This is a genomic window from Paenibacillus albiflavus (genome assembly GCF_004344915.1).
Classification (GTDB): Bacteria; Bacillota; Bacilli; order Paenibacillales; family NBRC-103111; genus Paenibacillus_AM; species Paenibacillus_AM albiflavus.
This window is the reverse complement of the sequence record NZ_SKFG01000002.1, coordinates 151,915-177,644: the sequence shown is the minus strand read 5'-3', so window position 1 is coordinate 177,644 and position 25,730 is coordinate 151,915. Positions and strand designations below refer to the sequence as shown.

The 25,730-nt window shown below is 42.4% G+C and carries 24 protein-coding genes; all 24 read right to left on the bottom strand.

Annotation, left to right across the window (positions count from 1 at the left end; translation table 11 throughout):
- Positions 1 to 89 precede the first annotated feature (89 nt).
- The 24 genes from pgsA to rpsO all read right to left on the bottom strand — a co-directional run bounded on the left by pgsA (position 90) and on the right by rpsO (position 25,578).
- Positions 90 to 674, bottom strand: coding sequence for a CDP-diacylglycerol--glycerol-3-phosphate 3-phosphatidyltransferase (pgsA, locus tag E0485_RS03985; RefSeq protein WP_132416881.1), 585 nt, complete (start codon positions 672 to 674; stop codon positions 90 to 92).
- 5 nt (positions 675 to 679) lie between these two features.
- Positions 680 to 2,008, bottom strand: a complete 1,329-nt coding sequence (rimO, locus tag E0485_RS03980; RefSeq protein ID WP_132416674.1) for a 30S ribosomal protein S12 methylthiotransferase RimO — start codon at positions 2,006 to 2,008, stop codon at positions 680 to 682.
- Between the two features lie 138 nt (positions 2,009 to 2,146).
- Entirely contained in the window at positions 2,147 to 2,638 is a 492-nt protein-coding gene (locus E0485_RS03975) for a YajQ family cyclic di-GMP-binding protein (protein WP_132416673.1), read from the bottom strand.
- A gap of 35 nt (positions 2,639 to 2,673) precedes the next feature.
- Entirely contained in the window at positions 2,674 to 3,522 is an 849-nt protein-coding gene (locus E0485_RS03970) for a helix-turn-helix domain-containing protein (RefSeq protein WP_132416672.1), read from the bottom strand.
- Between the two features lie 22 nt (positions 3,523 to 3,544).
- On the bottom strand, positions 3,545 to 4,336 hold the full coding sequence (locus tag E0485_RS03965; protein ID WP_235857396.1) for a YmfK family protein: 792 nt from the start codon (positions 4,334 to 4,336) through the stop codon (positions 3,545 to 3,547).
- Positions 4,337 to 4,546: 210 nt separating this feature from the next.
- A complete protein-coding gene (locus E0485_RS03960) occupies positions 4,547 to 4,792 on the bottom strand; it encodes a DUF3243 domain-containing protein (protein ID WP_132416671.1) in 246 nt (81 codons plus the stop codon).
- 80 nt (positions 4,793 to 4,872) lie between these two features.
- Positions 4,873 to 5,619: an elongation factor P 5-aminopentanone reductase gene (gene ymfI / locus E0485_RS03955; protein ID WP_132416670.1), complete on the bottom strand. Its 747-nt coding sequence runs from the start codon at positions 5,617 to 5,619 to the stop codon at positions 4,873 to 4,875.
- A gap of 40 nt (positions 5,620 to 5,659) precedes the next feature.
- Positions 5,660 to 6,940 (bottom strand): EF-P 5-aminopentanol modification-associated protein YfmH, encoded by a 1,281-nt coding sequence (gene yfmH / locus E0485_RS03950; RefSeq protein WP_132416879.1) that lies wholly within the window; start codon positions 6,938 to 6,940, stop codon positions 5,660 to 5,662.
- Positions 6,941 to 6,948: 8 nt separating this feature from the next.
- Positions 6,949 to 8,226, bottom strand: a complete 1,278-nt coding sequence (gene yfmF, locus E0485_RS03945; protein WP_132416669.1) for an EF-P 5-aminopentanol modification-associated protein YfmF — start codon at positions 8,224 to 8,226, stop codon at positions 6,949 to 6,951.
- Between the two features lie 109 nt (positions 8,227 to 8,335).
- Positions 8,336 to 9,091 carry a spore cortex-lytic enzyme gene (sleB, locus tag E0485_RS03940; protein WP_132416668.1) on the bottom strand — a complete coding sequence of 252 codons (756 nt, stop codon included), beginning with the start codon at positions 9,089 to 9,091 and terminating at the stop codon, positions 8,336 to 8,338.
- A 131-nt stretch (positions 9,092 to 9,222) separates the two neighbouring features.
- A complete protein-coding gene (locus tag E0485_RS03935) occupies positions 9,223 to 11,718 on the bottom strand; it encodes an FtsK/SpoIIIE family DNA translocase (RefSeq protein WP_132416667.1) in 2,496 nt (831 codons plus the stop codon).
- Between the two features lie 85 nt (positions 11,719 to 11,803).
- Complete coding sequence (locus E0485_RS03930; RefSeq protein WP_132416666.1) at positions 11,804 to 12,022, bottom strand: YlzJ-like family protein; 219 nt, start codon at positions 12,020 to 12,022, stop codon at positions 11,804 to 11,806.
- 1 nt (position 12,023) lies between these two features.
- A complete protein-coding gene (locus E0485_RS03925; protein WP_235857394.1) occupies positions 12,024 to 12,851 on the bottom strand; it encodes a ClpP family protease in 828 nt (275 codons plus the stop codon).
- 161 nt (positions 12,852 to 13,012) lie between these two features.
- On the bottom strand, positions 13,013 to 14,689 hold the full coding sequence (locus E0485_RS03920; protein WP_132416665.1) for a ribonuclease J: 1,677 nt from the start codon (positions 14,687 to 14,689) through the stop codon (positions 13,013 to 13,015).
- A gap of 258 nt (positions 14,690 to 14,947) precedes the next feature.
- A complete protein-coding gene (gene dapA / locus E0485_RS03915) occupies positions 14,948 to 15,811 on the bottom strand; it encodes a 4-hydroxy-tetrahydrodipicolinate synthase (RefSeq protein WP_132416664.1) in 864 nt (287 codons plus the stop codon).
- Positions 15,812 to 15,848: 37 nt separating this feature from the next.
- Positions 15,849 to 17,066 carry an aspartate kinase gene (gene dapG / locus E0485_RS03910; protein WP_132416663.1) on the bottom strand — a complete coding sequence of 406 codons (1,218 nt, stop codon included), beginning with the start codon at positions 17,064 to 17,066 and terminating at the stop codon, positions 15,849 to 15,851.
- A gap of 11 nt (positions 17,067 to 17,077) precedes the next feature.
- Positions 17,078 to 18,118 carry an aspartate-semialdehyde dehydrogenase gene (locus E0485_RS03905; RefSeq protein WP_132416662.1) on the bottom strand — a complete coding sequence of 347 codons (1,041 nt, stop codon included), beginning with the start codon at positions 18,116 to 18,118 and terminating at the stop codon, positions 17,078 to 17,080.
- A gap of 53 nt (positions 18,119 to 18,171) precedes the next feature.
- On the bottom strand, positions 18,172 to 18,765 hold the full coding sequence (locus E0485_RS03900; protein ID WP_132416661.1) for a dipicolinate synthase subunit B: 594 nt from the start codon (positions 18,763 to 18,765) through the stop codon (positions 18,172 to 18,174).
- Positions 18,765 to 19,664, bottom strand: coding sequence for a dipicolinate synthase subunit DpsA (dpsA, locus tag E0485_RS03895; protein WP_132416660.1), 900 nt, complete (start codon positions 19,662 to 19,664; stop codon positions 18,765 to 18,767). The genes E0485_RS03900 and dpsA overlap by 1 nt, the downstream gene beginning before the upstream one ends.
- Before the next feature lie 159 nt (positions 19,665 to 19,823).
- Positions 19,824 to 20,249: a dUTP diphosphatase gene (dut, locus tag E0485_RS03890; protein ID WP_132416877.1), complete on the bottom strand. Its 426-nt coding sequence runs from the start codon at positions 20,247 to 20,249 to the stop codon at positions 19,824 to 19,826.
- 22 nt (positions 20,250 to 20,271) lie between these two features.
- Positions 20,272 to 21,525, bottom strand: a complete 1,254-nt coding sequence (locus E0485_RS03885) for a M16 family metallopeptidase (protein WP_132416659.1) — start codon at positions 21,523 to 21,525, stop codon at positions 20,272 to 20,274.
- Positions 21,526 to 21,623: 98 nt separating this feature from the next.
- Entirely contained in the window at positions 21,624 to 22,643 is a 1,020-nt protein-coding gene (locus E0485_RS03880; protein WP_132416658.1) for a polysaccharide deacetylase family protein, read from the bottom strand.
- A 251-nt stretch (positions 22,644 to 22,894) separates the two neighbouring features.
- Positions 22,895 to 24,994, bottom strand: a complete 2,100-nt coding sequence (gene pnp / locus E0485_RS03875) for a polyribonucleotide nucleotidyltransferase (RefSeq protein ID WP_132416657.1) — start codon at positions 24,992 to 24,994, stop codon at positions 22,895 to 22,897.
- Between the two features lie 314 nt (positions 24,995 to 25,308).
- The gene (gene rpsO, locus E0485_RS03870) at positions 25,309 to 25,578 is read right to left on the bottom strand and encodes a 30S ribosomal protein S15 (protein ID WP_132416656.1); all 270 of its coding nucleotides are present in this window, start codon (positions 25,576 to 25,578) and stop codon (positions 25,309 to 25,311) included.
- Positions 25,579 to 25,730 lie beyond the last annotated feature (152 nt).

The following is a 25,730-nucleotide window of genomic DNA, read 5'->3' as shown; positions in this document are numbered from 1 at the left end:
CCCCCATAACTTATCAATAATAATAAAGCAGCCTTACCATCCAGATTAGGATGACAAGACCGCTCCATAAGGTGGATCATAATCCTTTATTATGCTTTATCCGAAAAATCAAGAACATGCTTATTCTTAACGAAATAATCTATACCGGAGTATACAGTAATAATCGCTGCTACCCAAGATGCAATTAGATCAAATGGAACATCGATAAATGCAAATGGGAAATTGTTAATTAATAGAGCGATAATCGCTGTAATTTGAGCCGCCGTTTTGAGTTTGCCCCATTTGCTTGCCGCAATCACTTTGCCTTCCAACAAAGCAATTTGACGCAGGCCTGTGACCGCAAATTCACGTGAAATAATAACAACAGCTATCCAGGCATAGAGCTTGTTCATCTCGACTAAGGAAACTAGCACAGCCGTCACCAAAAGCTTATCTGCGAGCGGATCAAGCAGCTTGCCTAAATTCGTGACAAGCTTATTTTTCCTAGCGATATACCCATCAAGTGAATCCGTACTTGCTGCAATGATGAAAATAAGCGCAGCAATAATTTGGTTGTACGTAATGCTGAAATTTTGAACCACAATCTCAGGAAATTGCACTTGAATTAGTAAGAAGAACATAATAATCGGGACAAGGAAAATTCTTGTGATTGTTATCTTATTCGCCAGGTTCATTTGATTCATTCTACTACCACCCCAGATAAGTCAAATTCAAAAGAATGTGTCACACGTACTTTTGCTATTTCACCGATCTGAATATTTTTACCCGTTACAAATACTTCTCCGTCAATTTCAGGGGCATCGTACTGTGATCTTCCGATGTACACGTCGCTTCTACCATCATAACGCTCGATAAGCACATCAAGCTCTTCACCGAGTCGTCTGCCGCCACGTTTATCTGAAATGCTGCGTTGCAATTCCATGAGTGTATTCGCACGGAATTCCTTCACCTCTTCAGGTAAATGACCTGGCAAGCGTGCAGCAGGTGTATCTTCTTCAAATGAATACGTAAATACGCCAAGACGATCTAATTCCACTTCAGCGATGAATTCCTTCAGACGCTCGAAGTCATCCTCTGTTTCGCCAGGGAAGCCAACAATAATCGAAGTACGAATTGCCACATTCGGCATACGCTCGCGAATTTTGCGGATCAATTCACGCGCATCCTTCTGTCTGCCTGGTCTTCTCATCCGCTTCAGAATCGAATCCTCACTGTGCTGCAACGGAACGTCGACGTATTTACAAATCTTCGGATTCGATGCGATCGTCTCAATCAACTCATCTGTGAAGAATCCTGGATAAGTATAATGCAATCGTACCCATTCAATGCCTGGTACTTCGCTTACCTTATTAAGCAAAGCAGGCAATTGGAACCCTTCATATAAATCCGTTCCATAATTCGTAGAATCTTGTGCGATCAGACTAACTTCCTTAACCCCTTGAGAAGCTAAGCTAGTCACCTCAGCAAGAATAGATTCCATCGATCTGCTGCGGAATTTACCACGCATGATCGGAATGGAGCAGAACGTACACGCATTATCGCAGCCCTCAGCAATTTTGACAAAAGCCGTATAGCGAGGTGTTGTCACCCTTCTAGGCAATATCTGCTCATAGTTAAAAATCGGATTGCCCACATAAATCGGCTTCTTACCCGCAAGTGCAGCATCCACGATTTCATTGATATTGTGAAAATCACCTGTTCCTACGATACCATCAATCTCAGGCATTTCTTCCATGAGCTGCTCTTTGTATCTTTGTGTCAAGCAGCCTGAAACGATTAATGCTTTTAGGTTCGCAGTTTGCTTCAGATCGGCAAGCTCTAGGATCGTATTAACCGACTCTTCCTTGGCAGCGTCAATGAAACCGCAAGTGTTCACAATAATAATAGTTGCTTCTTCTTTATCTTCCACTAGGCCATATCCGCGCTGATGAATTAATCCAGCCATAATTTCTGAATCGACTAGATTCTTCTCGCATCCTAGCGTAACTACTTTCACCTTCTCTGACATGATGAAAAACCCTCCAGTTTCATTACAACAGCCGTTCGTAGTAACAAGTATAATATATGGTCAAAATGGTGTCAAAAAAAGAACACCCTTAAGTATAATCAAGCAATACCTAAGGGAATTCCTATCTAATAATCACTTCTATTTGAAGTTCATAAATGCCAATTCAAGCGGCAAATCAGCGGATCTAAGCATTTGCATCACTTGCTGCAAATCATCCTTGCTTTTGCCAGTTACACGAATCTGGTCGCCTTGAATCTGGCTTTTCACTTTAAGCTTTGAATCGCGAATCATGACATTGATTTTCTTGGCATTCGTTTGATCGATTCCAGAACGCAGCTTAATGCGTTGCTTCACCGTTTGGGAAGCCGCAGGCTCAACTTTTCCATGGTCTAAATTTTTGAGAGAAATCCCTCTTTTGGACATTTTGGAATATAAAATATCCAGGACGTTTTGAAGCTTAAATTCATCATCCGAAACGATGACAAGCTCCTCTTTCTCTAACGTAATTGAGCTTTTGCTATTCTTAAAATCAAATCGTGTTTCGATTTCACGAAGTGCTTGCGTTACTGCGTTGTTCATCTCTTGCATATCGAGCTTGGAAACAATATCAAATGAACTCTCTGAACTCATAACGGCACACCCTCCTATTCCCATTTCAAAAAAACTTAAGATTTTGGAAGTACTAGCTTAATATTTTTGACATTCAGTGCTTCTCCAACGGGTACAATCATGTCGTTTACTTTCAATTCAACAGCACCCGCAGCACCTAGAATGATCTCAACTGGTTGAGTTGATTCCCAGTTCTTGCTATCGCCTTGTTTAAGCGAACCAGCTGGAAGATCAATCTTCTTGTTATTTTCATCTAGCGTTTTGGCACTTACCCAACATTCTTTGCCAGTTACATTAAGTGAAATGGATAATTTATCAGCACCCGCAATCTCATAGACCTCGTACTTACCCTCTTTGCCAACTGATTTCAATTCTACTGCAGGCGGAGTCGGAGTAGGCGTTGGTGTAGGAGTCGGCGTTGGAGTAATCGTTGGTGTTGGCGATACATCCGTTGGCGGTGAATTCTTCTCTGTAATTTTGTTTGATTCAGCTGTACTTTCAGGACTGCGGTCACTGTTATTATAGTTAAAATAATAGATAACAATAATAATAAGCACAATAAATGAAACAACGAGCACCGTAGATGCAACGCGACTCCATTTTTCCGTATTCCTACCGCTTCTACGGCGTTTGCGAATCGTCGGTTCTACTGCTACTTCTTCTTCTTTCTCAGGAGCTGCTTCCATTTTATACATATTAAGTGCCTCTACCGGATCGATGCCAAGTGCCTCTGCATATGTCCGTATAAACGCCTTTACATAAAAACTCCCTGGCAGGATGCGATAATTGCCATCTTCAATCGCTTCTAAATAGCCTTTACGTATTTTGGTTGTTTCTTGAAGTTCATCAAGTGATACCTTATTCTTGAGTCTAGTCTCTCTTAGTAATTGACCAAGTTGTGACACAAGCTCACCTCCTCATAGACAGTTACATGTTGTTCGTAAAATCATCATAATGAATCACTTCATCTGGTGTATTGCGCAATTCAATCATACAGGTAAAATCATCATACGTATAGCGAGATTCACGCACAAAAATATCAGGGTGTTCGATTACTTTCGCGGCAGGCATCGCCATAATTTCCTGGAGAAGCTCTTTATGCTGCTCTGTTGCACGAAGAGTAGATACGATCCCATCAATAATAAACACATTGCTAGTCAACATTTCATCTGCTGACATTTGGTTGCGGACCGTCTGACGAAGCAAAGTCGAAGACACGAACGTCCAGCGCTTACTGGCACAAACGCTACCCGCAATAATCGACTCTGTCTTTCCCACTCTTGGCATACCGCGAAGTCCAATAAGCTGATGACCATCACGCTTACATAGCTCTCCAAGAAAATCGACAAGTAATCCAAGTTCATCGCGGATAAATCGGAATGTCTTATGATCATCTGTATCGCGTTCGATGTATCTGCCATGTCTTACTGCTAGACGATCAACTAATTTAGGAGGACGAAGGGCGTTGATAGTAATATTATTTACTTTTTTCAACATTTTACCCATCATTTCCACTATTTCATGATCAGCCGCATGAATAATCATCCCACGTGTACGATCATCCATCCCGTTAATCGCAACAATGTTAATATCGAGCATACCCATCAGGGAAGTAATATCTCCAAGCAAACCCGGTCTATTCTTATGTATGACGTATTCCAAATACCATTCGCAACACTCATTTAGTTCACAACTGTTCTTTATCTCATTATCCTTCAATTAGTTCACCCTTGCAAATATTAGTTATTGGAAATTATATTCAATTGGTTCAATAAGATATTTGTTGATTCAATCATTATTCATCATCAATAAAATTCGATAATTAGGTCCAAAATCCCTCTTTTTTATTTTACTTTATTCTCTGTTTTGTGCAAGCAAGAAGAACGAAAAAAAAGCCTCAATTAATGAGGCTCTATTCTCACTGCTAAATTATTTATCAACCATTTTAACCATTAATCGAGCCAGTGTACGCTGCTCATCCTCACTGCCTGCATCCCATAAATCTTTTAGTACTTTTTCTTCGCTATTCTTGGGTTCAACCTTGTCTGAGAGAAAATCCCCAATGTGATAAGCAGCTTTATTGATCATCTCATCGCCCATCCCTGATCTCTCCGCTTGATCGATTTTATCACCCAAAAAATCTTTCCATTTGTCAAATACATTCATTACGCTCATATTTCTATTGCCTCCTTCATTGGAACATTGCTGTATTCATCCAAATATAAGATGTACAAACAGGAGAAGAAATATGCACATTATGTAAGCCAACCGCCATTGGGAGAAATAATCTGTCCCGTAATATAGCTTGACTCTGGCAATGCTAGAAAATATACAAGTGAGGCAATTTCATCTGGCATCGCGAATCTGCCCATCGGAATATCATTCTCAATGTCATTTTTCTCAGACGCATCAAACATCTGCATCATTTCCGTGTCAACAGCACCTGGAGCAACCGCATTGACGGTTACTCCCGATGGTGCTAACTCTTTGGCAAGCGCCTTCGTAAATGCATTAATGCCACCTTTAGCGGTTGAATAGATGACCTCACACGATGCCCCCGCGATTCCCCAGATCGACGAGACATTGATAATCCGTCCGTATTTTTGCGAAATCATATGCGGCAAGAACGCTTGACTGCATAAGAATGGCGCTTTGAGATTAATCGACATGACCCGATCCCAATCTTCCTCCGTCACATCGCTTAGAAGCCCGTAATGGGATATTCCAGCATTATTAATCAAGATATCAGGTAGCATCCCGTAGCTTTGCAGCTTCTCATACATTTTGTCAATTTGATCTTTGCTCTGTAAATCGGCTGTAACGGTCATCACTTTCGATCCGTATTGCATACAAGAACGAGCAACCTCATTCGCTAATTCATGTGATTGCAAATAGTGAATGACAACATTCATTCCGATTGAGGCAAATCTGTGTGCAATCGCAGCGCCGATCCCCCTCGACGCCCCCGTAATTAGCACGGTCTGTTCATTAAACGGCTTCATTCGTTTTTTCCTCTTCCCTATTTCCCCATTATTTATTTTCTTACTTAGATTTAACGATGTTAACTGCAGAACGGCTCCAATCAAAATGTTCACGTAATCGCGAATTCACTTCTTCTACTGTCATCTGTTCATATATAGGCAAGATGTCAAACATATTCATGCCATTAAATAAATACTTCGTAAAGTCATTCGCAATTGCCTCAGGCGAATTGAGCATACGCAGGAAGCTGCCGATTCTCTTTTTGCGAATTCGCTCAAAACTAGCTGCATCAATACCTGAGTCCATAACAGCCCCAATTTCTTGTTTTAATCTTGCGATGAGCTGTTCAGGGTCTTTCGTATCCCCGCCAATCATCGAAAAGGCATAGTTCAATGCACAATTATATTCATAGCCGAACCCATCTGAAATCAGTCCTTCATCATATAAACGCTGATAGATCGGTGATGATCCAGAGAACAGCATATCCATCATTAGCTTAGTCGTTAATTCCTGCTTAAGCAATTCCTTGCCTTTAACGCGGGGCGCATCCTCTTTGAAGCCCATCAAGCATTTGGGTAAAGAAATCTCAAATTCACTCACCCTCTGCTTCTCATTGATTTCGGATGGTTCAGGCTCGAAGAAACGATTAATCTCCCCTTGTTTAGGGAATGTTTTGCTCGCCTGATTATCGGTTACGAATTGGATAATCTCATTAGGCTCTACCCCACCTACAATGAATAAGACCATATTGCTTGGGTGATAGAACGTATGATAACAATCGAGCAGCGTTTGTTTCGTAATTTTACTGATAGACTCAATCGTTCCTGCGATATCAATATGGATCGGATGCACCTTATACATCGCTTCGATCAAACCATAATAGGCGCGCCAATCAGGGTTATCTTGATACATCTTGATCTCTTGCCCGATAATCCCCTTCTCCTTCTCGACACTCTCTTCGGTCCAATAAGGTCTTTGCACGAAATCCAGCAACGTCTCCAAATTATGGGTCACATGCTCCGTTGCAGAGAACAGATAAACGGTTCGATCAAAGCTCGTAAATGCATTGGCAGATGCGCCAAGGGTGGAAAATTTATTGAACACATCTCCTTCTGGCTCTTCAAACATCTTGTGCTCTAGAAAATGTGCGATTCCATCCGGTACCCGCATCTCTTCGGCACCCTGGGCTTGGAAATGATTATCAATCGAACCATATTTGGTTGCGAATGTGGCATAAGTTTTCTGGAATCCTTGTTTCGGAAGAACATATACCGTTAATCCATTCGGCAGCCTATCGACATATAAGGTTTCATTAAGTCTCTTATACGGAATGATTTGAATAGCCATCACTATACTCCCCCTTTATCTCGTAAGAAATAAATGGTATCTAACTGTACTTGCTCTGCTACTTGGCGAATGGCGGATAAATCAATTTCATCAATCTCCTGCAATAACGACTGAATTGTCCGTTCTTTGCCTGACAGCACCGCATTAAAATCAAGTGAGATCAACTCATATGCCGAATCCTGCAGCTCTCTCAAATGATTGCCTAACATGGCACGAGTTTGTTCTATCTCTGCCTCTGAGATTACACCCTGCTTCATCGCTTCAATCTGTTCGCGAATTATGGTGACTGCCTTCTCGTAGTTCTGAATCTCGATTCCAGATTGAATCGCAATAATCCCTTTATGTCCGTCAAATCGTGATGCTGCGTAATATGCTAAAGATGCTTTTTCACGAACGTTCGTAAATAGTTTTGAATGCGTATAACCGCCTAGAATTCCGTTATACATTAAAGCAGCTGCGTATCCTTCATCGGCATAAGTTACATTCGACCATAATCCAAGATTCAGCTTGCCTTGACCCACATCCATCTTCTCAACCACCGTCTTCGTATCACGAGTAACAGGCTTGGATGATAAAGAAGAATAGGACGAGCAAGCTTGACGATCGATTTGAAAAGCTTCTTCCACTAAAGTTTTTACCTCATCAAGTGTTGTCTCTCCTACGACGTAAATATCAATGGGTGCTTCTTGCAGCCATTTGCGATAGCCCTCATAAAGACTGACTGATGTTATCGAAGCTATATCAGCAATTTTACCTAGTTGATGCAAACGATAAGGAGTTCCATCATTCATAATCTCCATACAGCGTTCAGCCGCATAGCGCATTTTATCATTAACAATTGCTTCAATTTTTTTCTGCAGTGTCATTTTTTCGGCTGAAACATATTTATCTCGAAAATGGTTATTTTCAATTGCTGGCTTCGTAATAACATCACTCATAAAATCGATTGCTCTTCGAAGCAGCGAATCGGATGAAGAAACAAACCGCTCATTAATCATATCCATTCGGAACTGCACTAGCTGATTATCGCCCCGTTTATAAATATCGAATCCGAATCCTGCACCGTATAGTTCATCAAGATACTCTCTAAATTGCTGTGTTTCTGGCAAACGCTTCGTACCTCTGCGAAGAACGAATGGCGTTAATGCTGTTGGTGTCACAACCTGTTCACCCAGTGATTGCCCTATATATACTGAAATCGCAAAGGTTTTAAATCGATCTGTAGGCAGGACGTGAATACGCATATTTCCTGTAATGGCTCGCTCGAAATTTAACGTCATTAATCAATTTTCTCCCTTCCCATACATGGTATTTCCATTATATTCATATAGAAACAGAAGAAGCAACCAAAGCGGTTACTTCTTCATCTTTCCTAACACATAGATCCATTTATCTACAGAAAATATGCTGCCCAATTGTCTTGTATTGAGGTCTGGTCCAAATCCATGGAGAAGTAGCTGTCTTCGGGTTAAAATAATATTCGCACCCATCTGTAGGATCGACACCGCTTATTGCATCATGTACAGCTCGAGTAGCCGTTTCGTTCGGAGTGAGATAAATCTGACCATCCGAAACGGCCGTAAATGCCCTTGGTTGAAAAATGACGCCATGCACTGTGTTTGGGAAGCTCGATGACTTCACTCGATTCAGAATAACAGCTGCAACTGCAACCTGACCTTCATAGGGCTCACCACGAGCCTCTCCATACACAGCGTTTGCCATAATCTGGATATCCTCTTTAGAATAACCTTTATGACCCGATGGGCTTATATTGGGCTTAGTGGCTGTTGCCTGAGGTGTCTGAGGTTGCACTTCTTCAGCAGTAGGCTTCCAGTGCTTAGTGGCTTCCCACAGCTTTAACTTGGATTTGGGACCTAGAAGTCCATCTACCTTCATCCCAAAAGCTTTCTGGAAGCTCTTGAGCCCCGCTAGTGACTTATCCCCAAAAATCCCGTCCACTTTGCCATGAAAATACCCTAGAAATTTCAATCTGCCCTGCATTTCCCTTACATCAGAACCAGTAGAGCCATACTTGACCAAGTTCTTGGAAAATGTTTCTCTGGTCATTAAATCAGCCTTCAATTGTACCCCGGCAAATAATAACAGGATGGCGCATAAAGTAATTACTATCAATCGCTTGTTCATAGCCTTATTCAACCTTTCCTTCCATTAGCCTTTTGATATGGCTTATTATGAGAAAGGATGAAGTATCTTATGCACAAACTAAAAACGGTTTTGCCGACTGTAGAAGACGGCAAAACCGTTACTGCTAATATTTAGGAAGGGATGCGACTATGGTTAAACTGTTCCATCGACATCAATACTTCACGTGGCTTACTACCCTCGTATGGTCCGATAATACCCTTAGATTCCATATAGTCAATTAATCTAGCTGCCCGTGTATAGCCGATTCGCATACGACGCTGCAGCAGAGATACGGAGGCTTGTTTGGCTTCTAACACAATTTGGACGGCTTGGTCGAACAATTCATCTTCATGCTCATCCACATTGTCTGGTGTATCTTCAATTTCAGGTACCATCTCTTCTTGATACTCGGCCTTCTCCTGAGAGCTGACGAAGCTGACAACCGCTTCCACCTCATGATCAGATAAGAAAGCACCTTGAACTCGAATCGGCTTAGATGCGCCAACTGGCAGATACAGCATATCCCCGCGGCCAAGAAGCTTCTCGGCACCAACCATATCCAGAATCGTACGAGAGTCAACTTGTGAGGAGACGCCGAAAGCGATCCGCGAAGGAATATTAGCTTTAATAACTCCTGTAATGACATCGACAGATGGACGCTGCGTAGCAATAATGAGGTGGATACCTGCAGCACGTGCCATCTGAGCAAGCCGGCAGATCGCATCCTCCACATCATGTGCTGCGACCATCATCAGGTCAGCAAGCTCGTCCACGATGACAACGATATACGGCAACGGTTCCTCTGTGCCATTCTCCGTTAATAAGGCATTATACCCTTCAATGTTACGAGTCGAGCTCTTGGAGAATAATTCATAGCGTCTCTCCATCTCCGATACGATCTTCTTCAGCGCTAATGATGCGCGTCTTGGATCCGTCACAACAGGTGCAAGCAAATGCGGAATTCCATTATATACATTCAATTCGACCATTTTGGGGTCGATCATCATGAATTTCACTTCATTTGGCTTCGCTTTATAGAGGATACTTGTGATAATCCCGTTGATACAAACGGACTTACCTGAGCCTGTAGCACCTGCCACGAGCAAATGCGGCATTTTCGCTAAATTTCCTACAATTGGCTGTCCTGAAATATCACGACCTAATGTAACTGTAAGCCGCGAAGAGGCATCCTGGAATGCAGACGTTTCCATCACTTCGCGCAATGTAACGATGGAAACCTCCATGTTCGGCACCTCGATACCAATCGCTGATTTCCCAGGAATTGGCGCCTCCATCCGAATATCCTTAGCCGCAAGCGCTAGAGCAATATCATCCGTAAGGGATACAATACGGCTGACCTTTACCCCGACATCAGGCTGAATTTCATATCTTGTAACTGCAGGTCCATGAACAACTTCAAGTACCTTGGCACGTACACCGAAACTTTCTAATGTAGCCTCCAGCTTCTTCGCGTTAGCCTTGGAATCAGCCTGTTCTCCTGGTCTTGAGCCTTGTGGCTTAGCAAGCAAGCTAAATGATGGTATCACATATGGAACGGTATTGACTTGTTTCTCGAGACCCGCCAACGTTAAATCGCCTGTCTCATCAGTATCGGATTCTTGCTGACTTCGACTGTTATTGGCAATAGGAGTTGGCTGAATCTGATCATTCGAATCCTCTGAATCATCACTATTCAGTACGTGATCTTGGAAACTTCTGATTAGCGGCGTCTCTTCCTCTTGCTGCATTTCAAGCTCTTCGAGCCCTTCTTCCTCATCATCCTCAGCTTCTTGAACATAACTGGAACGTGCAGGTGCAGGTGCTGCTGATTTACTTGATTTATCCGCTTGGAGACGCTGTAACCAGCTTGGTTTCTTGGCTGGAGGTGTATATTCCTCTACGAATTCTTCTTCTTCGTCTTCCTCTATGTATGTACTAACTTTGCTTTCTTGAGCAAGTGCCGGCTTAGCCGATTTGGGCTTTACTAACATTGAGCGCAGCCAAGCGGCGAATTTCTCTTTGGATCTACCTTTGCCCTTGATTTTGCCATTAAAGCGCTCAATTGCATTTACAACCGAGAAGCCTGTAATCATAATGACCGAAATAATCGTCATGACGACTAGCACAAGCTTGGAACCTGCAACATCGAATAGAAAATAAGTAATCGTGAATAAAGTTGCTCCAACAACTCCGCCGCCAATTCCCGTAATTAATCCATTGCTTGTACCTGAATTTGTGAAAGCATTCATAATTTCATCCCATGTAATCGACCAGATCATGCCTGATGAAGTGAATACTTCTTTAGGGAATTCATTATAGAACGAAACATGACTAAAGCCTGCCAAACAAAGAATGAACAGGAATACCCCAACATTCCGCATCGTTACGATCTGTGGCGAGGTGCGTCTAATCATGATATATAATCCAATACCTATGGCTACAAGTGGCAGTACATAACCAATTGGATTACCAAAAAAAACAAAGCATAAATTGATAAGTGTACGTCCGACATGTCCTTGCCCAGCGAGAGCGATGACTGAGAACGTCAGGATCAGAATCCCGTAAAGTTCATACATTAAGTTTTTCTTTATGGCATTTTTTTTACCTCGTTTGCTTTTCCTTGCCATACCCTCACCTCCAATGTCTCATTATACCATAGTTTACCCGGAGGAGAATACTAGTATGGGAACAAATTTTCGTATTTAGAAGCGATCAAGACTTACCCAAATAAACAATCGAACCTGGTGCCCATGCTGGATTTAAATAATCCGCAGGATCAGGACTATATAATCGAATAATTCGTGCTTTGCCAGCCTCAAGAGCTTCTACTTGCATTTGTACCCCACTGATCTCAACATTGATATAATTCGGCACAAAGCTGTCCATCCCTTCAAAAACAAGCTCAAGAGGAATTAACGAATCATGAATCATATTACGACACTCCCTTATCACCTGAACGTTGGGCAGCGATTCGACGACTAAGCTCTTTCATCGCATCTCCAATCCCGCCAACAGCATCAATTAGACCAAACTTCACGGCGTCTGTTCCGATAACTGTAGTGCCAATATCTCTAGCTAACTCACCTGTTTTATACAAAAGCTCTTTGAATTTTGCCTCTGTTACTTTTGAATGTCCTGTTACAAACCGATTGATCCGGTCTTGCATTTTATCCAGATACTCAAAAGATTGCGGTACACCGATCACAAGTCCAGTCAATCGAATAGGATGAATCGTCATCGTTGCGGTATCCGCTATGAAAGAATAATCTGCACTTACCGCAATTGGCACACCGATTGAGTGTCCTCCACCTAAGACTAAGGTAACCGTCGGCTTAGATAAAGTAGCTATCATCTCTGCAATAGCAAGACCCGCTTCCACATCTCCACCAACCGTATTTAATACAATTAGTACACCTTCGATTTTAGGATTCTGTTCGACCGCGACTAATTGCGGAATGAGATGTTCATATTTTGTCGTTTTATTCTGTGGAGGCAGTACCATATGCCCTTCAACTTGACCAATAATCGTCAGACAAAAAATATTACTCTCAGGTGGTGTTTCTGCTACCTGCGTTTGTCCTAATGTCTCAATGTTCTGAAGCGATGGATTCTTGTCTTTATTCGTTTCATTCGGCTCCGGGTTAGTGGGCTCGTTAGCTGCCTCACCATTCGGCTCTTTACTGTACGCATCATTTACTAAATTGTTGGATAATTGATCCTTAAAGCCTTCATCGTGAAACCTGTTCATCTCATTACGCATAGATTCCATCCTTTCCCTTTCAAGAAATATCTCAACTAGTATGGGATAGGATAACTGATTTTAAACTGAATTCCCTCATAAAAAAAGCAAGCTTCCTCATAAGCACATCGTGCATATAGAAAGCTTGCATAGTTTCGGTTCTTGTTTCAAGTGACTTGTGGCTAGACTTCCATAATGATTGGTAAAATCATTGGTCTTCTCTTGGTTTGTTCATATAAAAATCGTCCTAATGCGTCTCTTACATGTGTTTTGAGTGATGCCCATTCATTCACATTATCACTCATTAATTTCGTTAATGTATTCGTTACAATCCGATTTGCTTCATCTAGCAAGCCTTCCGACTCACGAACATAAACGAAGCCCCTGGAAATAATATCAGGACCCGACATGATTTTGCCATCCTGCTTGCTAAGTGTAACGACAACAACTAAGATCCCGTCTTGGGATAGTAATTTACGGTCACGCAGAACGATATTACCTACATCGCCTACGCCAAGTCCGTCAATTAAGATGTTGCCAGCCTGCACTTTGCCTGCTTTTCGAGCAGCTCCATTCTGAATCTCGACAGTATCCCCATTATCAAGGATGAAAATATTGCTTTTATCAATCCCAACGGATTCAGCAAGCAAACCATGTTGACGTAACATACGGTATTCACCGTGAACTGGGATAAAGAACTTAGGCTTCATTAAATTAAGCATCAGCTTTAATTCTTCTTGGGAACCATGTCCAGATACATGCACACCTGTTTGTGAGCCTGAGCCATAAATAACATTAGCGCCAATACGGTATAACTCGTCAACTGTTCGTCCAACATCTCGCTCATTTCCAGGAATTGTAGTAGCGGAAATAACAACAGTATCACCAGGCAGAATATCTACCTTCCGATGTGTAGAACGCGCCATTCTTGTAAGCGCCGACATCGGTTCTCCTTGTGAACCTGTTGACAGAATAGCTACGCGATCCGCTGAAAGCCGATTAATTTCTTCCGGTTCAATTAACATCCCGTCAGGGACATTCAAATATCCAAGCTCCGAAGCAATCGACACCACATTCACCATTGAACGACCTATTACGGTCAGCTTTCTTCCCGTTACTTCACAAGCATCAATAACTTGCTGAACACGGTGAATATTCGATGCGAATGTCGCCACGATGACTCTTTGCTTTGCTTTACGGAATATATCTTCAATTACAACCCCGACACTTTTCTCGGATCCTGTTTGACCAGGTCTCTCCGCATTGGTCGAGTCTGATAATAATGCTAATACGCCTTTACTTCCGATTTCTGCCATGCGGTGCAAATCAGCATATTCGTCATTAACTGGTGTCTGGTCAAATTTAAAGTCACCTGTATGCACAATTACACCCTCTGGTGTATCAAGCGCGATTCCGACGGAATCTGGAATACTGTGATTTGTTTTGAAGAACGAAGCTGTAATAGATCCAAGCTTGATCACTGAATCCGCATTGATCAAATGCCGCTTTGTTTCTCCTAACAAATTCGCTTCCCTAAGCTTGTTCTCGATAAGACCGAGTGTTAACTTCGTTGCATACAATGGAACATTCAGATGTTTCAGCACATATGGCAAACCACCAATATGATCCTCATGTCCATGCGTAATTAAAATACCGCGAACTTTATCTTTGTTCTCCAGAAGATATGTAATATCCGGGATTACCACATCGATCCCCAGCATATCAACGTCTGGAAATTTCAGACCACTATCAACAACTACAATATCATTCGCATATTGCACCACATACATATTCTTTCCGATCTCGCCTACGCCGCCTAAGGCAAAAATCGTAACTTTATCAATATTCTTTTTAGACAAACCTAATACCTCCTCAAATTATTTGACGACGATTTATATGATGAAACCGAACCTAGTCACTTGCCACCATTATACAGGATAAGTTGAAGCAATTACAAGTTAACTGAACAATGAAAATTACATACCTCAAACATACCGTTATTCTAGGTTCTCCAAACAAGGCAAACAAATTCCTATTGCATCACATAAAGCGGGATACACCTATAAACAAAAAAACCGATACCCTTCACCAGGGCATCGATTTATATAATCCTTTTTTTACGATAATAAAGATTGAACAAAAGCAGCTTCATCTTCCGTTAATGGAATTAACGGCATCCGAACACCGCCTACAGATAAACCTTTATAATTAAGTGCATGCTTGATTGGACCTGGACTTGGGTATTGGAATATACCTTTGAAGATCGGCAACAGCTGCGCATGCAGCTTAGCGGCACCTATGACATCTCCATTCAAGAAGCGATGTACCATGACTTGCATTTCCTTACCAACAATATGACTTGAAACTGATACGATGCCGTAAGCGCCAACAGCTAATGCTGTAATGGCAGAGGAGTCATCCCCACTATACACACGAAAGCCTTCAGCAGCTCCCGCTACGATACGTGTCAATTGGTTTGCGTCTGCACAATCCTTGGTTGCAACGATATTAGGGATTTGTGACAGGCGAATAGTCGTATCTGCATCAATATTCACTGATGTTCTACTTGGTACATTATAAATCATGCAGGGAATCTCTACAGCATCAGCTACAGCTTTAAAATGCTGATACATCCCTTCCTGTGAAGGACGATTGTAATAAGGCGCAACAAGCAATAATCCGTCAACACCAAGCTTCTCTGCTTCTTTGGATAAGTGAATTGTATGTGCTGTTGAATTGGATCCTGTTCCGGCAATAATTTTGCAGCGACCGCGTACTGCTGTCTTCACAGCTGCAAAAAGACGTAATTTCTCGTCATCTGTTAACGTTGGTGATTCGCCTGTTGTACCACATACAACTAAAGTATCACTTTGCTGTTCCTCGATCAAATAATTAACGAGCCTTTCAACTTGATTCCAATTAACTTGTAAATTGTCATCGAATGGAGTCACCATCGCGGTGACTACTCTTCCGAAATCCATGTAAATTCCCTCCGTATAAGCAAGCATGATACTTAGATTATTTGTTTAGTTCAAACTTACGATGCAACGCGCGTACTGCTTCAATCATATTATCATGACTGACAAGCACCCAGATGGTTGTATTCGAATCAGCGGATTGCAAAATTTGAATATCTTCTTCAGTTAATGCTTCTACAATATGTGCCATTATTCCTGGTACGCCGTTAATTCCCCCACCAATTACAGCAACTTTCGCACAGCCTGATAACCACTTAGGTTCAAATCCTGCCTCTCTAAGAAGCTGGATTGCACGCTCTGCTTCTGAGTCATATACCGTGTAAACTACACCCGATGGATTTACGTTAATAAAGTCAACTGAAATATGATGCTGTGCCATCGTTTTAAACACTTTTAATTGAAGATCATATTGCTGTTCGGCAGCGCCCACTTGAATTTGCGTAACGCCACTAGTGTGTGCAATTCCCGTAACAAATCGGTCTGCTACATGACCCCAATCGGCTTTGATCGCTTCCGTAGAGGTAACTAGTGTTCCTGTATCCTTCGAGAATGTAGAACGGACACGTACAGGAATATTAGCCTGCATCGCAACCTCAACAGCACGTGGATGAATAACTTTGGCCCCATTTTGCGCCATATTGCAGATTTCAACAAAGCTAACTTGTGTTAGCGGCTTTGCATCCTCAACAATGCGAGGGTCCGCAGTTAAAATGCCATTGACATCTGTAAATATATCAACAATTTCAGCACGAAGTGCAGCACCAAGTGCGGTAGCAGAAGTATCGCTGCCACCGCGCCCAAGTGTTGTATATTCATGTGAAGCAGTCATTCCCTGGAATCCAGTAACGATTACAACTTGATCCTGATTCAAGTATTCGATAATAGCAGATGTGTCAATCGAAACGATCTGTGCGTTGCCAAATACATTGTTCGTCTGAATGCCGGCTTGCCCGCCTGTCATAACGACAGATGAGATTCCCTCAGCTTGCAATTGAGAACAAAGATTCGTTGCTGATATAATTTCACCGCAGCATAATAGCATGTCTTTCTCTCTAGCAGGTAAAGACTTGCCATTACCGGAGACTAATCCTAATAAAGTATCCGTAGCGTATGGATCGCCTAATCTCCCCATTGCAGAAACGACAATGACAAGTTTGTATTCCCGCTCCAAAGCATCCTTAATATGTCCAATAACATGCTGTCTAGCTTCGATAGTAGAAAGCGATGTTCCTCCAAATTTCTGTACTAATATACGCATAGCTAGCCCCTCTATTCCTGTTCTATTGCAATGTATTCAGCAATCTGCACAGCGTTCCATGCTGCGCCCTTAAGCAGATTGTCAGACACAATCCACATGTTAAGTGCACGTGGATTGCTTAAATCTCTGCGAACACGCCCTACGAACGTCTCGTTCTTGCCAGCAGATTCTGACGCTAATGGATATACCTGCTCAGCAGGATTGTCTTGAAGGACAATACCAGGCGCATCAGCTAGCAAGCTACGCACTTCACTCAGATCAAAATCACTTTTCAGCTCCACATACACTGATTCGGAATGTCCATATACGACAGGGATGCGAACACAGGTTGCTGTAACTTCAATAGAGTCGTCACCCATGATCTTTTTCGTTTCGTTGATCATTTTAAGCTCTTCATATGTGAAGCCACTCTCATGAAATTTATCGATTTGCGGAATTGCGTTGAATGCGATTTGATGCTTCACCGGAAGTGAGGATACAGGCAGAATATCTGGCTTGGTGCTGCCAGTCTCAAGAATGTCCTTGGATTGACGCAGCATCTCATTGATCGCCGATACTCCTGCACCAGATACGGCTTGATAAGTAGAAACGATAATGCGAGATATACCGTAACGATCATAGAGTGGTTTTAATGCATGAACCATTTGGATCGTCGAACAGTTGGGATTTGCAATAACCCCTTTATGTTCATTAATTTTATCGACGTTAACTTCTGGTACAACAAGTGGCGTTTCTGGATCCATACGGAAAGCACTCGTATTATCGATACAGATTACACCGCGATCAATCGCTGCTGGTACGAGTTCACGAGAAACATCGCCACCTGCTGAGAATAGGGCAATTTCAACACCATCAAAACTTTCAGGTTTAGCTTCTTGGATGATAACATCTTGACCCTTAAACTTAATCACTTTGCCAGCTGATCGAGCTGAAGATAATACCTTAAGTTCTGCGATCGGGAAATTTCTTTCTTCCAAGAGACGAAGAATTTGTACGCCTACTGCTCCTGTTGCGCCAACTACCGCTACGTTGAAAAGTTTGTGTTTCGCCATGATCATCTCTCCCTTAAAACGAACCTTTTAATTCAGTAATTCACTAAAGCATTCTAGTAATTATATCTTTCTATCAGCATGGGTTGGAGCTGTTTGCCGCTAAGTGCCATCTCACAAGTCTCCATAACAAGATCCATGCGTGCTACTAACGAATTGCTTTTTACAGTAGGTGCATCCTGCCCAAACGGGACAAAATATATATTTTTGGTAATCAACAATTTAGCGATATTCATAGAGTTAAGACCAAGTCCATCATTGGTAGAAATCGCGAGTACAAGTGGACGCTGATTGCGCATCTGCGCTTTTGCAGCCATCAGTACTGGCCCTTCCGTCATGGCATTGGCGAGCTTGCTAGTTGTATTGCCCGTGCAAGGTGCTATTACCATAACATCTAGTAATTTAGACGGACCAAGTGGCTCCGCCTCAACAATTGAGCTTATAATCTCATTGCCCGTAATTTCTCGAATCTGTTGCAGCCAATCCGCAGACTTGCCAAATCTAGTATCTGTCGTCATCACCGAGTGTGACGCGATAGGCACTACGTTAGCACCATGATCAGCAAATCGCTTGATTTGAGGCATAATTTCTTCGAGCGTGCAATGTGAACCTGTTAATGCAAAGCCAACTGTTATCCCATTCCAATCCATTACGCATCATTCCCCTTCTTGAAGTCTTCCTCAATGAGCTGACTTAATGTGCTCGCTATGATTCGTCCAGCTGTTTTGGGGGCGACTAATCCAGGTAATCCAGGCGCCAATATTGCCTTCACGCCACGCTTCTCGGCGAACCGAAAATCCGTGCCGCCAGGCTTGGAAGCAAGGTCAATAATGACCGCCCGATGCGGGATATTCATGATAACTTGCGCTGTGACTATCATAGTAGGAATTGTATTAAAAAGCAAGTCAATATTAGCCACTTGCTCGAATAAATCCTTGATGTAGAAAGGCTGAAAGCCCATCTCCCACACACGTGCATAATGTTCCGGACGTCTTACACCTATCTTAACCGATGCCCCTAGACCCTTGAGCGTACGTGCCATTGTAAAACCCGTGCGACCAAACCCAAGCACCATCGATTGCGAGCCATGAATTGTAATATCCGTATTCTGAATGGCGAGCATAATCGCTCCTTCAGCGGTCGGTATCGAATTGTAGATCGCAACGTCATCTCGTTCAAACAGTTCAATAACTTGAATGCCATGAGCCGCGCATAAATCATTGAGATATTTTTTGGACATGCCTGTATAAATTTTCGCATGATTCGGCAACCCAGCAAGTATCTGGTCGGTCAATATTAACTCCTTCGTTGAAAAGATGGAGTCAACACGACCTGCGTCATCTGTCCCTACTGGTGGTAATATAATGACATCCTTCCTAACGAATGCATCTTTGGTTAAATCAACCATCTTATGGATGCCACTAAAGGATTGCTGCAAATTGTCGAATCCGATCAATGTGATCGACGCATCCAGCTGACTCAGCTTATCAATCACCTCAAGCTGCCTTGCATCCCCGCCAACAAAGGCAACTTCTATTCCTGTTAACAAGAGACTTCCGCCTCCCTTCGCGTTTGGTCCAAATCAAACTATATATGAACTAAAATATACTATGCTTAAGCCTATAGCATGGTGCAAAGCGAAGTGAGGCCCCTCTACAGTAAAAAACGCTCTGCAGCTAGTAGCTGCGAGAGCGTATAATCGATTGTTTTATTTACCTGTATGTCCGAATCCACCAGCGCCGCGAACCGTCTCACTTAAGCTAGTTACCTCTTGAAGACGGATACCTGGCACCTCTTGAAATACCATTTGGGCGATACGTTCACCGCGATTAATCACGAACGGTTCTTGTCCGTGGTTGATAAGCAGCACCTTTACTTCTCCACGATAATCTGCATCAATGGTTCCCGGAGAATTTAACGTTGTAATTCCGTGCTTATACGCAAGACCGCTGCGCGGACGGATCTGAGCTTCAAGCTCTATTGGCATCGCAAGCGCAAACCCAGTCGGGACCAGCGCGCGCTGTCCTGGAGCCAGCGTCACGGGCTCAGCTATTGCAGCACATAAATCGAAGCCGCTTGCCGCTTCAGACATTTTGGCAGGAAGTGCAATATCCTCATTGCCGCTCAATCTCATTATTTCAACATCATATAATACACTAGCCAATGATTTCACCTCTATTAAATGAGTGTAACACTTGATCGTTACTGCCGACCATAGCTACAGCAAATGGTTGTGAGAATAAACGTTTAATTAGTTCGTCGATCTGCTCCATGTTCACAGTCTCAATACGTTTAATCATCTCATCTAACGTAAAATGACGACCCGTCATTAATTCATTCTTCCCAAGTCGATTCATTCGTGAACTGGTGCTCTCCAGGCTTAGAATTAACGAACCTTTCAGCTGCTCTTTGCCTTTATTCAGTTCGGTTTCAGTCATACCTGTACGAGCAAGCTCATTCAACATTTCTAATGTAACATCGAGCACTTCTTGCGTTTGCTTAGGGGCTGTACCCGCGTAAATAGTGAACAGACCTGTATCTGCATGTGCCGTATGATAAGAAAATACGGAATAAGCAAGTCCCCGCTTCTCTCTAATTTCCTGGAACATGCGAGAGCTCATACCTCCGCCAATCATATTGTTGAGGAGTACGATTGGATAGAGATTATTTTCACGCAGCGATAATCCTGGCAACGAGAGACAAATATGGTTCTGCTCTGTTTTTTTCGAATGGAATACAACTTCACTTTGAAACTCTGGCGCTATGTAGTCTGTCTTCTTCCCACTGTTCTTAAAGCTGCCAAAGTGTTTCTCAAGCAATTCTTTCGTCGAATCATCGATATTGCCTGCAATCGCAAGAACGGTATTCTCGATATTATAGAATTCATTCATATAATTGCGAAGATCTTGCGAATTCATGCTCGATAGAACATCCTGCGTTCCTAAAATCGTATAGCCAAGTGGATGTGTCCCGTAAGCAGCCTTTGCAATCAAATCATGTACGAGATCATCAGGTGTATCTTCATACATCGAAATCTCTTCAAAAATAACATTCTTCTCCTTCTGAAGTTCGGACTCATCAAACTCTGAATGGAAGAACATCTCTGCAAGCACATCAACCGCAATCGGTAAATGCTCATCGAGCACCTTGGCATAGAAGCAAGTGTACTCCTTGGAAGTAAAAGCATTCACGTTACCGCCAATCCCGTCGAAAATTTCAGCGATATCTTTGGCAGAATAGCGTGAAGTGCCCTTGAACAGCATATGCTCGATAAAATGAGAAATCCCATTGTTCAGCTTCGTTTCGTTACGCGAGCCTGTCTTCACCCAAATACCAAATGCCACGGAGCGGCAGGTTGAAATTTGCTCAGCAACTACACGAATACCGTTGGATAACGTATATTTATTCAAAAGTGTTACCTCCTAAGATTTGCATAGTAAGCAATTAACATCAGTAATATATGACACAAAAGTTATAAATTCTATAATACCAAAAAACAGGCTTAACCTCAATGGACGTTCAAGCTGGAAGGCGTTTTGTTTGAAAGTTTTTGCTCTGGAACGCGTTTTGGCGAGAGTAATTCAGACACTGTATCCAGCACTAGTCCCTTGCCCTTAATAATTTGAATCATACTTTCCAAGCTTCCTGAAGAAGACTCTGTTGGATGCATTAGAATCATAGAGCCTGCAGTAACTTTTGCTCGAATTTTATTTAATATCTGCTCTTTGCTCGGATTCTTCCAGTCAATCGTATCCACTGTCCACAGAATAGTGCGCATTCCGAGTTCGGCAGCCTGATTCACGGTATCTTGATTAAATGCCCCAGACGGTGGTGCAAATAACGTATTGTTCACTCCTAGTCCAGTCGATAGTAATTCTTGTGTCTTCGACATCTCTTGTATGGCGTTATAGCGACTTAGCTTATCCATATCCTTATGGGTATAAGCGTGATTCGCCAGCTCATGTCCTGCTGCTTGAATTTGCTTCGCTATTTCCAGATGCTTCTTTAGCCATGTCCCATCAAAAAAGAACGTCGCCCTCACATCCTCTCGCTTTAAGACATCCAGCATGATGGGCAAATATTCATCTCCCCAAGCGACATTAATCATAAGTGCAACCATCGGTTTATTAGGATTACCTTTGTAGATTTCCCTAGGCTTGAGCTCATCAAGTCCAACGGCAGGTGGCACCTCATAGGATACAATCGTGGAGTCATCGAGCTTACCTTCTTTGATTGCAAGCTTATATGTTTTCTCTTCGTCGATCTCAAGACCATTGTAGCCAGGAATAAGCCCCCATACCCGATCCGATTTAGCATCGATTGGTGCTTGTCTTCGCTTCTCCGCTTCCAGGTGTATTTGCTTGCGCAGTTCTTCATCATGAGGCGAATATACGATCTGACTGAAGGTTGCTTGTGCAGGCTCACTCTTCAAGCTCATAATGTAAGCATCCATTTCCTTGGATTGTCCAAGCAAATAATAAGTAATGACCAAACAACCACTTAAGACGAGCAATCTTCTCCACTTCATTATACGGCACCTCAAATCAACCTTAGTGTTTGTCCTAGGCATATGCGAAAATCAGGACATTTATACTTTGGTTGTCCGAATATCTTTTGAAAACAAGAAGAAACTGTTTCACCGTCTTTTAAGACGGATGCGTTTCTTATGGTATTACTCAGAATTTATGACACAAATGTTATAAATTCTGTAATAAAACAAAAACACCCCAAATGCCGCACAATCACAGCAATTTAGGGTGTGAATTTTATAAACGTGTATTAAGCTTGTGTTTCTACTTGAAGTGTAGCTTTACGTGATAAGTTGATACGTCCTTGTGCATCAATTTCAGTAACCTTCACTGTAATTTGATCGCCCACAGACACGACATCCTCTGTCTTAGCAACACGTTCAGTCGATAATTGCGAAATATGAACTAGCCCTTCTTTGCCAGGCAAGATTTCAACGAATGCACCAAACTTCTCTACACGCTTCACTGTACCGAGATAAGTCTCACCTACAACAGCTTCACGAACGATGCCTTCGATAATCGTTTGTGCTCTTTCATTCATTGCTTGGTTAGAAGAAGCAATAAACACGCGTCCATCTTGCTCGATGTCAATCTTAACGCCAGTTTCTTCAATAATTTTATTAATAATCTTACCACCTGCACCAATAACATCGCGAATCTTGTCTGGATTGATGTTCATCACGATAATTTTTGGAGCATACTGGGATAGAGATGTCTTCGGCTGCTGGATACGATCCATGATCTTGCCAAGAATGAACATACGCCCTTCTTTAGCTTGCTCAAGCGCTTGCTGAAGGATCTCACGATTAATACCTTCAATTTTGATATCCATTTGAAGAGCAGTTACACCCTTAGAGGTACCTGCTACCTTAAAGTCCATATCTCCTAGATGGTCTTCCATCCCTTGAATGTCTGATAAAATCGAGAAATGTTCTCCATCTTTAATCAATCCCATCGCAATACCTGTAACAGGTGCTTTAATCGGTACGCCTGCATCCATCATCGCTAATGTTGATGCACAAATACTAGCTTGGGATGATGAACCATTGGATTCAAGCACTTCAGAAACGAGACGAATCGTATATGGGAATTCTGTCTCGGAAGGAATAACATAAGATAATGCTCTCTCGCCAAGAGCACCGTGACCAATCTCACGACGACCAGGAGGACGAAGCGGTCTCGCCTCACCTACTGAGAATGGCGGGAAGTTATAGTGATGCATGAATCGCTTAGTTGTTTCTTCCAAATCAAGACCATCCAGAATCTGCACATCACCTAGTGCACCAAGCGTACAAACAGAAAGTGCCTGAGTTTGACCACGAGTAAAGAGTCCAGAGCCATGTGTACGAGGCAGAAGCTCAATATCACATTCAATTGGACGAATCTCATTTAGTCCACGACCATCAGGTCTTACTTTATCATGTGTGATTAAGCGGCGCACTTCATCTTTAACGATATCATGAAGAACTTCATGAACATCATCCATTAGGTCAGATGTCTCTGCATATACCGTTTCAAAATGAGCGACTGCTTCCGTATTAACCGCATCAATTGCATCTTGTCTTGCATGCTTCTCTTGTACTTTAATTGCTTCCACTAATTTAGCTTCGGCAAATTCACGAACTGCTGATTTAACATCAGCATCAACAGCATGGAGCTTCACTTCCATCTTCGGTTTGCCAGCATCCTGTACGAACTGCTCTTGAATCGCAACAATTTTGCGAATCTCATCATGGCCAAACATAATGGCTTCGAGCATAACTTCCTCAGGAACTTCCGCAGCGCCTGCTTCAACCATCATAATAGCGTCTTTTGTACCTGCTACGACAAGATCAATATCGCTCCGCAGTGCTTGTTCTGACGTTGGATTAATCACGAATTGTCCATCTACACGACCAACAATTACACCGCCAACAGGACCGTTAAACGGTACATCCGAAATACTAAGTGCAGCTGAAGTACCGATCATAGCTGCAATTTCAGGTGCACATTCTTGATCCACACTCATGACCATTGAAACGATTTGCACATCATTACGGAAGCCTTCAGGGAATAGCGGGCGAATCGGACGGTCAGTAAGACGACTGGAAAGAATCGCTTTCTCACTTGGTCTGCCCTCTCTCTTAATAAAGCCACCAGGAATTTTACCTACCGCATATAGTCTCTCTTCATAGTTAACAGTCAGCGGGAAGAAGTCTAGATCCTTCGGCTCCTTTGAAGCTGTTACTGTACATAATACAACCGTATCTCCATAACGTACGGTTACTGATCCATTAGCTTGCTTAGCTAGTTGACCTGTCTCAAGAATAAGCGGTCGTCCACCTAAGTCCATTTGAACTTTTTTGATCATAATTAACCTCCTGTGAGTATACCATGTGAATATATTAATAAATTCCATACAACCAGACTGCTTGTCCTGGGGCAACCCAAATTACGATTCACTATTGCGCTTCAGGTCATAAATAGAATTTAATGTTATATGATAAAATTGAATCCATAATAAATTCAAGAGTAATCCAACCTATGTATTCTGCATATTACTTAGTATTTCCTTCTTTTTCACTTTTAAAATAGAGAAAAGAAGAAAAGCAACCTGCTAAGCACACGCGGCTCGCATAAGGAGCTTGAGGTGCGCTAAGCGCGGTTGCTTTTGGGCAACTTTGATTATCTGCGGATACCTAGCTTCTCGATCAAAGCACTGTAACGACGTACGTCTTTGTTCTTTAGGTAAGCTAGAAGCTTACGGCGTTGACCTACCATTTTAAGCAATCCACGACGGGAATGGTGATCCTTCTTGTGTGTGCGCAAATGATCCGTTAAGTTAACGATGTTTTCCGTAAGGATAGCGATCTGCACTTCAGGAGATCCAGTATCGGACTCATGAGTTTTGTGTTCTTGAATTAATTGCGTTTTACGTTCTTGAGTTAATGCCATCCTTTTCACCTCCTATTCAAAATTCATAATCGCCTGCAGCCCAGTAAACGTCGGTGAAAACGATAACCGCGCTGAGGTTCTTTTGTCACATTCAGACTAACAGACTATGATAGCCTAATCTTGCAACGTTCATCAGTATAACATTAAACAAA

Bases quoted from the DNA above. Each gene is read 5' to 3' on its own strand.
- pgsA (WP_132416881.1), bottom strand. From the start codon at position 674: ATGAACCTGGCGAATAAGATAACAATCACAAGAATTTTCCTTGTCCCG.
- rimO (WP_132416674.1), bottom strand. From the start codon at position 2,008: ATGTCAGAGAAGGTGAAAGTAGTTACGCTAGGATGCGAGAAGAATCTA.
- E0485_RS03975 (WP_132416673.1), bottom strand. From the start codon at position 2,638: ATGAGTTCAGAGAGTTCATTTGATATTGTTTCCAAGCTCGATATGCAA.
- E0485_RS03960 (WP_132416671.1), bottom strand. From the start codon at position 4,792: ATGAGCGTAATGAATGTATTTGACAAATGGAAAGATTTTTTGGGTGAT.
- ymfI (WP_132416670.1), bottom strand. From the start codon at position 5,619: ATGAAGCCGTTTAATGAACAGACCGTGCTAATTACGGGGGCGTCGAGG.
- yfmF (WP_132416669.1), bottom strand. From the start codon at position 8,226: ATGACGTTAAATTTCGAGCGAGCCATTACAGGAAATATGCGTATTCAC.
- sleB (WP_132416668.1), bottom strand. From the start codon at position 9,091: ATGAACAAGCGATTGATAGTAATTACTTTATGCGCCATCCTGTTATTA.
- E0485_RS03935 (WP_132416667.1), bottom strand. From the start codon at position 11,718: ATGGCAAGGAAAAGCAAACGAGGTAAAAAAAATGCCATAAAGAAAAAC.
- E0485_RS03930 (WP_132416666.1), bottom strand. From the start codon at position 12,022: ATGATTCATGATTCGTTAATTCCTCTTGAGCTTGTTTTTGAAGGGATG.
- E0485_RS03925 (WP_235857394.1), bottom strand. From the start codon at position 12,851: ATGCGTAATGAGATGAACAGGTTTCACGATGAAGGCTTTAAGGATCAA.
- dapA (WP_132416664.1), bottom strand. From the start codon at position 15,811: ATGGATTTCGGAAGAGTAGTCACCGCGATGGTGACTCCATTCGATGAC.
- dapG (WP_132416663.1), bottom strand. From the start codon at position 17,066: ATGCGTATATTAGTACAGAAATTTGGAGGAACATCGCTTTCTACTATC.
- E0485_RS03905 (WP_132416662.1), bottom strand. From the start codon at position 18,118: ATGGCGAAACACAAACTTTTCAACGTAGCGGTAGTTGGCGCAACAGGA.
- E0485_RS03900 (WP_132416661.1), bottom strand. From the start codon at position 18,765: ATGGATTGGAATGGGATAACAGTTGGCTTTGCATTAACAGGTTCACAT.
- dut (WP_132416877.1), bottom strand. From the start codon at position 20,249: ATGAGATTGAGCGGCAATGAGGATATTGCACTTCCTGCCAAAATGTCT.
- E0485_RS03880 (WP_132416658.1), bottom strand. From the start codon at position 22,643: ATGAAGTGGAGAAGATTGCTCGTCTTAAGTGGTTGTTTGGTCATTACT.
- pnp (WP_132416657.1), bottom strand. From the start codon at position 24,994: ATGATCAAAAAAGTTCAAATGGACTTAGGTGGACGACCGCTTATTCTT.
- rpsO (WP_132416656.1), bottom strand. From the start codon at position 25,578: ATGGCATTAACTCAAGAACGTAAAACGCAATTAATTCAAGAACACAAA.